The organism is Colwellia maritima, from assembly GCF_022669015.1.
Classification (GTDB): domain Bacteria; phylum Pseudomonadota; class Gammaproteobacteria; order Enterobacterales; family Alteromonadaceae; genus Colwellia; species Colwellia maritima.
Genome location: NZ_JAKKSL010000001.1, coordinates 821,038 through 833,832, shown reverse-complemented (window position 1 = coordinate 833,832; position 12,795 = coordinate 821,038). Strand labels below are relative to the sequence as shown.

12 protein-coding genes and 2 pseudogenes are annotated in these 12,795 nt (G+C 37.8%); 2 read left to right on the top strand and 12 right to left on the bottom strand.

The genetic code is table 11. The features are described from left to right. Positions 1-528: 528 nt before the first annotated feature. Positions 529-843, top strand: coding sequence for a hypothetical protein (locus L3081_RS04180; protein WP_242283705.1), 315 nt, complete (start codon positions 529-531; stop codon positions 841-843). Next, positions 818-928: a PEP-CTERM sorting domain-containing protein gene (locus L3081_RS04175; RefSeq protein WP_242283703.1), complete on the top strand. Its 111-nt coding sequence runs from the start codon at positions 818-820 to the stop codon at positions 926-928. Before L3081_RS04180 ends, L3081_RS04175 begins: the two co-directional genes overlap by 26 nt. Positions 929-1,273: 345 nt before the next feature. Here the strand turns inward: L3081_RS04175 and L3081_RS04170 are convergent, their stop codons facing one another. From L3081_RS04170 to argC, 12 genes and pseudogenes are all read right to left on the bottom strand, one after another. Continuing rightward, entirely contained in the window at positions 1,274-1,732 is a 459-nt protein-coding gene (locus tag L3081_RS04170; protein WP_242283701.1) for a hypothetical protein, read from the bottom strand. A gap of 7 nt (positions 1,733-1,739) precedes the next feature. Next, positions 1,740-1,937 (bottom strand): hypothetical protein, encoded by a 198-nt coding sequence (locus L3081_RS04165; RefSeq protein WP_242285733.1) that lies wholly within the window; start codon positions 1,935-1,937, stop codon positions 1,740-1,742. 143 nt (positions 1,938-2,080) lie between these two features. Further along, on the bottom strand, positions 2,081-2,479 hold the full coding sequence (locus L3081_RS04160) for a hypothetical protein (protein ID WP_338027100.1): 399 nt from the start codon (positions 2,477-2,479) through the stop codon (positions 2,081-2,083). A 20-nt stretch (positions 2,480-2,499) separates the two neighbouring features. Beyond that, positions 2,500-2,964: a S8 family serine peptidase gene (locus tag L3081_RS27915; RefSeq protein ID WP_338027254.1), complete on the bottom strand. Its 465-nt coding sequence runs from the start codon at positions 2,962-2,964 to the stop codon at positions 2,500-2,502. A 41-nt stretch (positions 2,965-3,005) separates the two neighbouring features. Further along, positions 3,006-4,400, bottom strand: a complete 1,395-nt coding sequence (locus L3081_RS04145) for a S8 family peptidase (RefSeq protein WP_274620322.1) — start codon at positions 4,398-4,400, stop codon at positions 3,006-3,008. Positions 4,401-5,030: 630 nt separating this feature from the next. After that, positions 5,031-6,341, bottom strand: coding sequence for an amino-acid N-acetyltransferase (argA, locus tag L3081_RS04140; RefSeq protein ID WP_242283699.1), 1,311 nt, complete (start codon positions 6,339-6,341; stop codon positions 5,031-5,033). A gap of 70 nt (positions 6,342-6,411) precedes the next feature. Beyond that, on the bottom strand, positions 6,412-8,349 hold the full coding sequence (argH, locus tag L3081_RS04135) for an argininosuccinate lyase (protein ID WP_242283697.1): 1,938 nt from the start codon (positions 8,347-8,349) through the stop codon (positions 6,412-6,414). Between the two features lie 11 nt (positions 8,350-8,360). After that, positions 8,361-9,621 (bottom strand): annotated as a pseudogene (locus L3081_RS04130) (argininosuccinate synthase). A gap of 80 nt (positions 9,622-9,701) precedes the next feature. Further along, positions 9,702-10,640, bottom strand: a complete 939-nt coding sequence (locus L3081_RS04125) for an ornithine carbamoyltransferase (RefSeq protein ID WP_242283695.1) — start codon at positions 10,638-10,640, stop codon at positions 9,702-9,704. 71 nt (positions 10,641-10,711) lie between these two features. Further along, entirely contained in the window at positions 10,712-10,852 is a 141-nt protein-coding gene (locus tag L3081_RS04120) for a hypothetical protein (RefSeq protein WP_242283687.1), read from the bottom strand. Continuing rightward, the gene (gene argB, locus L3081_RS04115) at positions 10,836-11,492 is read right to left on the bottom strand and encodes an acetylglutamate kinase (RefSeq protein ID WP_242283685.1); all 657 of its coding nucleotides are present in this window, start codon (positions 11,490-11,492) and stop codon (positions 10,836-10,838) included. The genes L3081_RS04120 and argB overlap by 17 nt, the downstream gene beginning before the upstream one ends. A gap of 52 nt (positions 11,493-11,544) precedes the next feature. Next, a pseudogene (argC, locus tag L3081_RS04110) lies at positions 11,545-12,586 on the bottom strand (N-acetyl-gamma-glutamyl-phosphate reductase). Positions 12,587-12,795 lie beyond the last annotated feature (209 nt).

The window sequence follows — 12,795 nt, the reverse complement described above, 5'->3', positions numbered from 1 at the left end:
AGAATTGTGAATAAAAACAGCAAAAACTTATATTTTCTATTATTAATATAATACCTATGGCTACTATCTATATGGCTACTATCTACGGTTACCCTCGTGAATATTTATAGCGTTACGCATAAAGAAGTAAGCACTTAATTATGCCAATTGATATTAATAAGGTGCACTAAGCATACTGTCAGCTTTTTTTACAAAAACACAAGCAGTTGTAAACAAAAGGTTAATCGTTCACACAAAACAAACTAATTGGTTGATAATTATAGAGATAAATAATTAGGAATAGTTTTTGCTTAAGTGATTTTGCATACTTAAAGTGGATTTGAAGTAGATGAATTTCCTGATATTCATCTATAAATTAAAATACATAACAATAATATATATAGGAAGTAATATGTTAAATAAATTAATTTTACGCATTTTTTTATCACTATCGTTAGCCTTCAGCTGTCTTGTCGTACAGCTAACGCTACATTAATTACCCAAGACATTCTTTTTAATAGTTTCTTTGATAATGAAGATACGTTTGAAGTGATTGGGAGTGTAGCTGTTGATACCGATAATATTGATGATTGGGGTTTTATTGAGAATACTTGGGAATCATTTTCTTTTTATGGTTATGATGTTGACCCATTTGATCCTAGTTGGAATATTTTTGTGGCTGTTTTTGATGTTAGCAATATAATGAAAGGGATTGAGTCGTTAGATTTTGATGTGACACTACTTTCAGATCTTAGCTTTGCCGGTTATATCGATGTCTACGATCCTATAAATAGTGTTACTTTCTCTTTATTCGATAATGCTGATAACAATTTATACGATGCTTGGTGCTTTAGCCTTTGGTAAAGCAACGGCTGTACCATTACCAAGAACATTAATGTTGTTTTTAACAGGTATTTTGGGTTTAGTTGTTCGTCGTAAAAACAGTTAATCTATTGATTCTTTAAAGGCTCTATACGTTAGGGCCTTTCATCTCTGTAATCCGCAAAATTTACGCTTATCACTCTTATTCAAGTCAAAAGTATGTATAACCTCTGTTATATGAAAGTTCGGGCGTTAACTAAGATTAGAATCATGTTTAGGCTGCAATACATTGATTAACGCGCATGTTTATTCACTTGTTAAATTCAATAACACAACATATAAGTCTTTTAAATTCGCACTTCAGCAACTCAGTAGCAAATTGACATAATAAAAAGCCCCTCTTAATTGATGTAAGAGGGGCTTTATTTACACTAATTTTTCAACTTGTAAAATCACAAAGTAAATCAATTACTTAGCTCGAGCACCGTAGTACCTTCAGGTTGACCTTCCTCATTATAATAGGTGACTGCTCCCATATATGTAGATTCTGCTTTGGCAAACCATTAGTGTATATCGTGGTATAATTAAATCGGCCTTGGATAGCTCTTGGGCTAGATATAATTCTAGTAGTACTTTCAGCTATATCTGCAATCCAACCAATCATGGTGTAATCTGTTGCTGATGCGTCTCCAGTAGAGTAACCATGTATCATTGTTATGTAAACATCACCAACATCAACATTAGCAGCAGGCTCAGGAGTTGTTAAAATTACATTCTCGTTTGAACCACCATTTAAAGAACTCCCCACTTGAGTACAGTCCCAATCAATACATCGGTACACATATAAATCTAAATCTGAGTTTTCTTCAGAAACTAAAGAATCGCCAAGACTAAAGCGAGCAACTTTAGTACCCGCAGGAATATGGAACATGTGATACTTAGTTCCAAAGACCCAAAAATTCAAATTCTTGAGCAGGATCTGCTTCTACATTACCATTCACACTAAACGGAGCAGCTAAACCCGTATAATCTATACTTGTACTTCCTGAGTACAACATTTTAACAGGAAACCTAAAACGTCCTCGATTCAGTGTGCCTGAGATAAGCTCGGGAACATCAATTTTAACCGTTGGCACCCCTTTAATTGCTAGTGGAAGTCGTACTGAGTGTCCTGCATTGTCTATCCATGTAATTGCACCAAATTTCCAAACATTAATTTCACTAGTTTCAGTTTTAGAAAAAGTTACCGCAAAACTTGCTGCCTCATTTGCACCAACTTCTAATGTATTACCTGCTGTTTCATTTCCGGAGCGTCAAAAGTCTGTACGGTTACTTCAAACCCTTCTGGTGCTTCTATCGTAGCAGTGTATTCAGAAGCAAAGTCGGTCGCATTGGTTACTGTTCTAAAAATTGTTTCAGGCTCAAGTAACTCAGCAATCGCAATTGACGGAAGGTTTAATTGACTCGCATCAGTACTAAAGCCTGCGGCAGTTAAATTGGCACATGTTGTATCATACCCCTCAACAAAAGCATCTTTGTCTTGACCACACAAAAATGCCAAATAATCGGCAGTATTAGTATCAAATAATAAACCTGGATCTAGGGCCGCAACTGGGTCTGCATGACCTGAACCAAAATCATAGGGATCAGCTTGTGTTATACCATCTTCTTTAGTCACGTTTTGCCTAGCTGAAGTCATTAAAGCTGATTTAATTTGTCTTTGAGTCCAGGCACTATTTGACTCCTTAAACAATGCAGCCATACCGGAATATGAGGACTAGACATCGATGTTCCTTGCAGGTATTTAAATGTTTCACCCTGCGCTGAGAACATAGGCGCCGGAGTAGTAGCTGCTAAAATCTTCACACCTGGTGCCGTAATATCAGGCTTAATAATGTCATATGTATTTAAGTTAGGACCACGCGAAGAGAAACTTGCCATGGTGTTTCCGACTTCAGTAGCTTGCTCTGATGCCGCAGAAGCAGTGAAAATTACTGAAGTACTTTCAGCAACCACACTTGTTACCAAGTCTTGTCCATCTTGAAAGGAAATCATTACCGGCCGAATAGCAACGTTAGGATCATCGCCTCCCATAGCAAACGGTGAAGTTGCGTTATAAGTATAAATAACAACACCAAGTGCTCCCGCATTTTGAGCATTAATGACTTTCTCAGTAAATGCGCATGTACCTCGTGCAATTAATGCTATTTTTCCGGAAAATCACCCGCATTAGTTAAAGGATCTGCATCACATGCTTCTATTGGCTCAGCTATTACTAATTCTCCCGATAATCCCTGAGCTTCAGGTCCAAAGTCAGCAAGAACAGACATCAATGAAGTGCCATTGAGTGGGCCTGACGTAACATTCAGTGCCTTACCAACAATGATTGATGTACCATTATAAGTTGAAGCTGCAACACTTGTTACCCATGGCGCCGGTGTGCCAACTGTTTCGACATCAGGTCCTTCATTACCCGCAGAAACTGATACAAATACACCCGCAGCTGCTGCATTTAGCATAGCCGTTGTTGAGGGAATAGTTAAATCTGTTCTGCTACCACCAATAGAATAATTGATCACATCTACACCATCAGTAACAGCGGCATCAATCGCTGCCATGGTATCACCATAAAAGCAACCGCGTTCTTCGTTTCCTTCAGGGCTTACATAGTCACTATTCCGGCAAGCCTTATAAGCAGCAATTCGTGCTCGTGGCGCCATACCAGATACAGTTCCGGCGGGAATACCAGAAAGAACAGCGTCGATATTCTCATTACCACCGGCTGTACTTGCGGTATGGCTTCCATGTCCGTCAGCATCACGTGGTGAATCAAACTCACCTAATACATATTGAATATCATATTGACTTTTAAAACTAGCATCAAAATAACGCGCGCCAATTAATTTATTATTACAATAAAACTCCGTATCAGTGCCTATATCACATGAACCTTGCCGGCCTAAACCAACAGGGTCAGAGTAAGAACCATCATCAGCAAAACTTGGATTTTCTGGCCAAATACCCGTGTCAATTACACCAATAATGACATCTTCTCCTTTAATATTTAAAGAATGTTGCCCTCCAGGGCCTGTTAAACCTAAAAATTCTGGTGTGTTAGCAGTATTTATCACTTCTAATCGATCTTCCCAAACACCGATAACGTCTGGATGAGATTCTAATTCACTCTTTTGTTTGTCGCTTAATTTGGCAGTAAAGCCATTAAAGGTATGTGTAAAAGAATAAATAATATCTACCGCTCCTATACTTCCAAGAACCTCTTTTTGTTTTTTCTCTAGTGCTTCTGTATAGGCTATCATTGCTGGTGTATATGCATTATATCTATTACCTACATTCGCAACCAATTGATTAGTCGGCATAAGTTCGCCTATATCTTGCGCTTGTGCAATTGCTACTTTGCCTTTTAATTGAACAATGTAATTACTAGTATGATGCTTTGTATTATTCAGCCTCGTTGTATCAACTTTGAATTTACTTATATCCGCCGTTACTTCATTGCCCATAACCGTGGTAGCTGTACCTGCGGTTATAGCTAATGCAATCAAGCCGCCCAGTCCCAGTATAGATCTCTTAAATTCCATCTTTATCTCCTGTTTATTATTATTTTCTCATCAAACTGATCTTCGTTTTTCTTTTCATTAATACGCACAATGAATGTTGCACCCTTGAGCATTAAGCAATAATGGTGCCTTGTTACATTAATGTTAACAACAGCTAAATATTGCTTATTTACATGGCTATAAACCGAATTAAAAAGAATAATAGTAAATGCATTGTAAATAAATTTTACATATAATTTACAATAGTGGTTTTTTACAAATCAAAAAACAATAACAGATAAAATATAATACAACAGTTAACACAATAAACAGAATAAACAAAAGAAATATAACAAGCAATCACCTTAAAACAAAATATAATACAGATAAATAAAAATTCTCTATATGTAAAATAATCTGACACTTCTATTTTTGAATTCTAACCAGTAATAACAAGTCTTATTTCCCATTCAGCGAGAAAAAATTTAATAGAGTTAATGGTATAAATAAGGCTTGTTAAGTATATTTCAAAAAAACAAGATTAAAGGAGGAATCGGTTTTATAAAAGGAGAAGTAGAAACATAGATAACTAATAGACAAGAAAAAACTAAGCTTAAGCAGGAGTAATTTTGAAACATAGTGAAGCTCATCTATGATCATTTAATAAACAATTTAAATCTCTTTAATAAATACCTTAGATTTACGCTGAAAATTATACAATTTCTGTTTGCCTTCAGGTAATTTTTCTGTTGGTTGTTCAATAAAGCCTTGCTCTTGGAACCAGTGCCCACTAACTGTTGTTAATACAAATATTGCAGATAAGCCTAACTGTTTTGCTTCATCTTCTAATGCGGTGATGAGTCGACCACCTCGATTACCTTTACGATAATCTGGGTGAATGGCAACACAGGCCACTTCGCCCATTTTGGCATCAGGGTATGGATAAAGTGCAGCACAGGCAATGATCATGTCTTCTTTTTTGAGCACAATAAATTGGTTTATTTCGACTTCCAATAATTCACGAGAGCGTTTAACCAAAATGCCTTCTGCTTCCAGTGGTGCTAGCAGCTCTAATATACCCGCCACATCATCTATGGTTGCGGTAGACAATTCTTCTTTGTGATCTTTAGCAATGAGTGTTCCGGCACCATCACGACTGAAAAGCTCTTGTAATAGCGCTGTATCACTCTGATAGCTAACACAGTGACAACGTTCAACACCATTTTCACCACTTTGGATAATGGCGCGTAGTAATAGTTGACGAACATGGTCATCTTTATCATCAAGCAAGGTTTTAACCCGACGTACACTACAGCTTTTAATAAGCTGCCCGGTTTCATCAAGTAAACCTTCGTCATACGTTAGCGTAATTAATTTATCGGCATTTAAGGCGATGGCTGTTTGCGCCGCAACATCTTCTAATGCGAGGTTGAATACCTCGCCTGTAGGTGAATAACCAATAGGTGACAAAAGCACAATAGAGCCATAATTTAGCTGCATATTTATGCCTTCAGAGTCTATTCTACGTACAGTACCCGTATATTTATAATCAATACCATTACGCACCCCCATAGGTTTAGCAATAACAAAATTCCCCGTACTTACTCTAATACGAGAGCCATGCATAGGGGAGTTTGCTAAGCCTGTGGTTAATAAGGCTTCAATATGTAAACGTAGAGATCCTGTCGCGTCTTTTACAGCACTTAACGTATCGGCATCAGTAACACGAATATTGTTTTCAATAATTCGTTCAATATTACGCTGCGCCATGCGTTCTTCTATTTGTGGCCTTGCTCCATGCACCACAACTAACTTCACGCCTAAACTACGTAGTAACGAAATATCATGAATAATATTTGCAAAATTAGGATGTAGAACTGCTTCGCCACCAAACATTAATACGACGGTTTTTCCCCGATGTGCATTAATATAAGGCGCTGCATTTCTAAACCATTTTACGTAATTTTGGTCACTATTATTCATGTTTTCCATACTTTACAATTGCCGCTTAATTCTAATACTGGGTTTGATCAAATCCTAAATTGTTGGTTATTTATTTTCCTTGACCAACAATATATTCCATCGCCACTTCATCCGCAGGATCTTTGTGGGGGCTTGGCTCGCTATCTTCAATAATATTTTCAGCAAGTGAATTTTTATCAATAAGATGAAATCCTAATTTAGTGAAATATGCAGGGATATAAGTTAATACAATAATTTGTTTTAACTCCATTTGATATGCAAATTCAAGAAGATACTGAACTAATGCCTCACCTTGTCCTTGGCTTTTTGCCACGTCTTCAACAACAACAGAACGAATTTCAGCAAGGCCCGTTTGGTAAATGTAAAGTGATGCACAACCAACAACGTCGCCTTCAAGCTCCGCAACCACAAAGTTTTGTATATCGTGAATAATATTATCGAGTGATCTTGGTAATATTTCACCTTTGTCAGCTTGCACGTTGACTAACTGGTGAATTTTATTTACATCTGACATACGTGCTCTACGCACTGACATAGCGGCAGCTCGTTGGGCATTTAAGCGCTGTTTTACTTGTTTAAGGGCTATTTCAGTTTGTTGAATACCCGGAGCGCCTGCCACTTGTTCATTCAAGATTTCTTCATTACCTGATTGAATATTTGCCATGGCTTTTTCTACTTGCGAACGAGACGTTCCACCAAGCACTTCACGTTTATCAAGTGTAGATTCAATTGATAAGTGCTGATAAACGTCTGCTTCTATTTGTGTGCTAAATGTTTGTAATTGCGCAATGGTTAAATCTTCTAACGGACAACCTTCGGCAATGGCCGCCAAAACAACTTCACCCACAATGTGATGAGCTTCACGAAATGGAATATTTTTGCTTACTAAATAGTCAGCAAGCTCTGTTGCATTAGCGTAACCTTGCTGTGCAGCAGCTAATGTACGGCTTCTATTCACTTTTAAACCGTCGGCAACTAATACCGCCATTTCCATGCATTCTTGCCAAGTGTCAAGGGCGTCAAATAACCCTTCTTTGTCTTCTTGCATATCTTTATTATAGGCAAGCGCCAACGCTTTCATGGTAGTTAACATACCAGTTAATGAACCAAATACTCGCCCTGCTTTACCGCGAATTAATTCGCAAGCATCGGGATTTTTCTTTTGTGGCATCAAGGAAGAGCCAGAGCTAACTAAATCGCTCATTTCAACAAAGCCGCCTTCACCTGAATTATAAAAAACCAAATCTTCAGCAAAACGTGATAAATGCATCATTGAAATACTTGCACTTGCGAGCAGTTCAATCACATGATCTCGGTCAGAAACGGCATCTAAGCTATTCATGGTTGCCGTTCTAAAACCTAAACGATTGGCTAATGCATTACGGTCAATTGGGTAGGCCGTTCCTGCCAATGCACCCGAGCCTAACGGCGAGACATCTAATCGATATAAAGCATCTTTTAAACGGCCAATATCGCGGTTAAACATTTCTACGTACGCTAAACACCAATGACCAAAAGTTACGGGCTGTGCGCGTTGTAAATGAGTGTAACCAGGTAGTACAGTATCTTTTTCACGTTCTGCTAAATTCATCATTGCTTGTTGTAAATTAACTAAAGCAAATAATAAATCTCCGCCTGTTTCTTTACACCATAGCTTTAAATCGGTAGCTACTTGATCATTTCGACTACGACCTGTATGGAGTTTCTTGCCTAAGTCCCCTGTTTTCTCTATCAGTTGAATTTCTACCCAACTGTGAATATCTTCAGCATCTGATAACAAAATTTGCTTTGGATTCTCTTCTACAGACACTTTAAGTTCATTTAATGCTGCCGTTAAGCGTGTTAATTCATCATCATTTAATACACCAACTTCATGAATTGCCTGTGCCCAAGCAATTGAACCCACAATATCTTGCACTGCCATGCGATAATCAACAGGTAGCGAGTCATTGAATTTCTTAAATTGTACACTCGCTTTTTCTTTAAAACGTCCACCCCATAAGGCCATAACTTTATCTCCTAACCTTTTTTGTTGTCGTTTTGTGCACTTTTCTGGCTTAGCGCGGTTATTCTGCTTGATAAGCTGAATAAACGAATAAAACCTTCCGCGTGTTTTTGGTCGTAAACATCATCAGCACCAAACGTTGCAAATTCTTCTGAGTATAAGCTGTTAGGTGAACGACGTTGCGTTACTTGCGCCATACCTTTGTATAATTTAACAACAACATCACCTGTAAGTTTTTCAGCAAAAGAGGCTGCTGACGCTAATTGCGCTTTAGCTAACGGCGTAAACCAACGACCATCATAAATAACATGAGAAAATTCATGGCCTACAGATTCACGATATTTAAGTGATTCTTTGTCTAAAATTAACGTTTCTAAACCTTTGTAGGCGGCCATTAAAATGGTGCCACCTGGGGTTTCATAACAACCACGAGATTTCATGCCCACTAAACGGTTTTCTACGATATCAATACGACCAACACCGTGTGCAGCCCCTTTAGCATTTAGATACATTAATGCGTCAAGTCTTTGGAGTGCCATTGGCTTTAAAATCTTGGCCATCAACAGAAACAAGTTCACCTTCAACAAAGCTTAATTGAACACGTTCAGGCTCGTTAGGTGCATCCATAGGATCAACCGTCATGGTCCATACTTCTTTTGATGGCTCACACCACGGATCTTCTAACTCGCCACCTTCGTGTGAGATATGCCATGCGTTTGCATCACGGCTATAAATTTTGGTTAATGATGCTGAACATGGAATATTACGTTCGGCTAAGTAATCTAATAAATCTTCACGAGAAACCATATCCCACTCACGCCATGGTGCAATAACAGTTAATTCTGGTGCTAATGCCGCGAAACAAGATTCAAAACGAACTTGGTCGTTACCTTTACCTGTACAACCATGGCATAAAGCGTCAGCGCCTACTTTTAAAGCCACTTCAACGTGTGCTTTTGCAATAACAGGGCGAGCCATTGAAGTCCCTAATAAATACTGACCTTCGTAAACAGCACCAGTTTTTAGGATAGGGTAAATATACTCTTTAACATATTCTTCTTTAAGATCTACTACGTGACATTCTGAGGCGCCTGAAGCAATGGCTTTTTCTTGAATACCGACAAGTTCATCTTCTCCTTGACCCACATCAGCACAAAAGGCAACCACTTCACAACCTTCATAATTCTCTTTCAACCATGGAATGATTGCTGATGTGTCTAATCCACCGGAATACGCTAATACGACTTTTTTAATCTTTTTCTTTTGAATACTCATGATTTTTTCTCTAAATTTGTTAAATTATTTCAGTTGTTTAAATTTTTTTTCGATAAACTTAATTATCAGTTTATGAATTATCAGGCTAATAATGTTACTAATACGGCATTCTGTGCCCACATTCTATTTTCCGCTTGCTGAAAAACCACGGACATTTCACTATCAAATAGTTCCGTTGTGATCTCTTCTTCCAAATGCGCAGGTTGGCAGTGCATAACAATACTCGCTTGGGTATTGCTCATCAACGAATGGTTGACTTGGTAAGGTAAAAAATGTGCGATAACTTTTGATTTTTTATTGGCATCTTCATCACCCATAGAAATCCATGTATCAGTATAGATGACATCTTGCGCGCCAATACTATTAATGTCACTCGTTATATTAAGTTTTGCGCCTGATTTATTCGCTAATATTTTTGCTTTTTTAATAATCGTTGATTTTGCTTCATACCCTATTGGGGTTACTAAAGTAAAGTCTACACCCAACGTGGCTGCCATGATCATTAAAGAATGGGAAACGTTATTACCATCACCAACATAAGCAAGCTTAACCTGAGTTACATCGCCAAATTTTTCGGTTAAGGTAACAAAATCAGCCAAAGCCTGACAGGGATGATAAACATCACATAAGGCATTAATAACAGGCACACTAGCATGTTCAGCTAAACCTTGAATTGAGTCATGGCTAAAGACACGGGCAACAATTGCATCAGCAAAACAAGACAAGTTTTTGGCATAATCACTAACACGTTCACGTTCACCTAATTTGCCATTTTGTTGACCTAAGTAAAGGGCATGCCCACCTAATTTATTGATGCCCATATCAAAACTAACATGCGTTCTTAATGAGGGTTTTTCAAAAATCATCGCTACTGATTTACCTGCTAACGCTTGATTATAATCACTAGGATTATTTTTAATCTTGATAGCAAGTTCAATTAGGGCTAATAATTGCGATTTATTCAGCTCATCATCGGCTAAAAAATGGGAAAGTTGTAGTGTCTTACTCTGTTGTAACATAAATTTTCTCGGTTCAATTAATCTAAAGTATTCTCTATTGAGTTTAAGCTAAAAGGTAACACCAATATGACTTAATTAGGTAATATTTGTGTGCCCATTCCCTGTCCATTCAACAAGCTCGGAATTTGCTCTGGCGATTGCCAACTTGCAACCGCGATACTTCGTCGTAATTGATTTGCAGCTTGTAATGCCGCTTTAACTTTTGCAGTCATACCACCAAAGAATAACACCTGCTTCAATCAATGCTGCAGCTTGCTCACTATTAAGCGACGTTAAATATTCACCATCACTGCCTTTTACCCCATTAACATCGGTTAATAATAGTAACTCCGCGTTAAGTAACTGACAAATAGCCACCGCAGCATCGTCGGCATTAACATTAACAAGATCGCCATTTGGTAAGGCACCAATTGATGATACAACTGGTAGGAAATTATTATTAAGCAATGAGTCTAACAACAGACTAGATTTTGGGTGAGGTACGCCCACTTCTCCTAAGTCTAATTCAGACTTAGTACAAGCAATCATATCGCCATCAGTTAACGATAAGCCCACAGCAAATAAATTCATACTGTTTGCCGAGGCAACAATTGATTTATTTACTGTACCCGCTAATGCGCCACTAATAAGACCAATTTGTGTTTTAGGCGTTACCCGTAAACCATGTTTTTTTACTGTGGTAAAACCAAATTGCGCTAACATTTCATCAACGACACAACCACCGCCATGCACTAAAACAATTTTTGCATCCGCTTTAAGGTTTGCGATCACGATTAATAATGACTTTAATGCATCTTCTTTTTCTAAGATGGCGCCGCCAATCTTGATTACTAAGGGTTTAGGATTACTCATTTCATTTCTCTTTTTTCGTTTCGCAACTCAATACTAGCAACAAAAGTTTCAGTTATTTTGACAGTAAGGCGTATTCACTCGGTAAACCAAGAGAAATATTAAAACACTGTATTGCTTGTGATGATGCACCTTTGAGCAAGTTATCAATAGCACAGCTTACTACCACCACTTGCTTTTCTTCATCTACTTGCCAATGAACATCAGCAAAAGGGGTATACGCTACATTACCAATTTGCGGCCAAGATTTCACGAGTCTAACAAGCGGTTTGTCGTTATAAGCTTGTTCGAAAGCAGAATCAACTTGCGCACTAGTAACCCCCTCTTTTAGTTGCATGGTAACTGTTGCTAACAACCCTCTTTTATACGGAGCTAAATGAGGATTGAAAATAACCTGAACACCAAATTTCTTGAGAAATTTCTGGTTGGTGTCTGTGTTGTAAAATATTATAGGGCTTTAAACTCACTTCATTAAAGTTAGTCGCAAGTGACGCACTTCTACCTGCACCACTGACACCACTGATACCGTTTACAACAATGAGTGAATTTTCCACATGCAGTTTATTGTGTGTAATAGGTTTTAATGAAAGCAAACTTGCTGTTGGATAACAGCCTGGTACAGCAACTAGGTTAGTATTAGCTATGTCGTCATGTTGCCATTCTGCTAAGCCATATTTAGCTTGAGATAAAGCGCCAACATTAGCATGTTCAAAGCCATAAAAGGTGGGGTAATCTTCTGGTTTTTTTAATCGAAAACCACCAGAAAGATCAAATACTTTAACACCTGCATCAACAAATGATTGTGCCCAATCAGCACTAAATTCATGTGGTGTAGCAAAAAAAACAGCATCCAATTTTTGTGTGGAATTTACCACATTGTCATCAAACCACTGCTGAGAAAAAGACTGCAGGGGTACATCACATATCCCCTGCCGCCGACCATGTAACTCGCTAAAAGGTTTTCCACAGGAAGTAGAGTTTTCCGACACAACAAGATGTTGTATTGAAACTTTATCGTGTTGGTATAATAAACCAACTAATTCAGCACCGGCATAACCACTGGCGCCAATGACAGCAACTTTTTTTAATTCTGACACAACTAAAACCTTATTATTCAAATAATTAAAACGATATAACCAATCTCTTATAACTAAAGCGTCCAAGAGATAATAAAATAAATATCTATCGTCGTCGTATTCCTTGAACAATTAGCATTACACTGTGCCTTATGAAAAGAGTAGCCTTATAAAAACAGGTTATTTACACTATAAAAAGCAATTTACCAGTAAATGGGTAGTTATGCAAC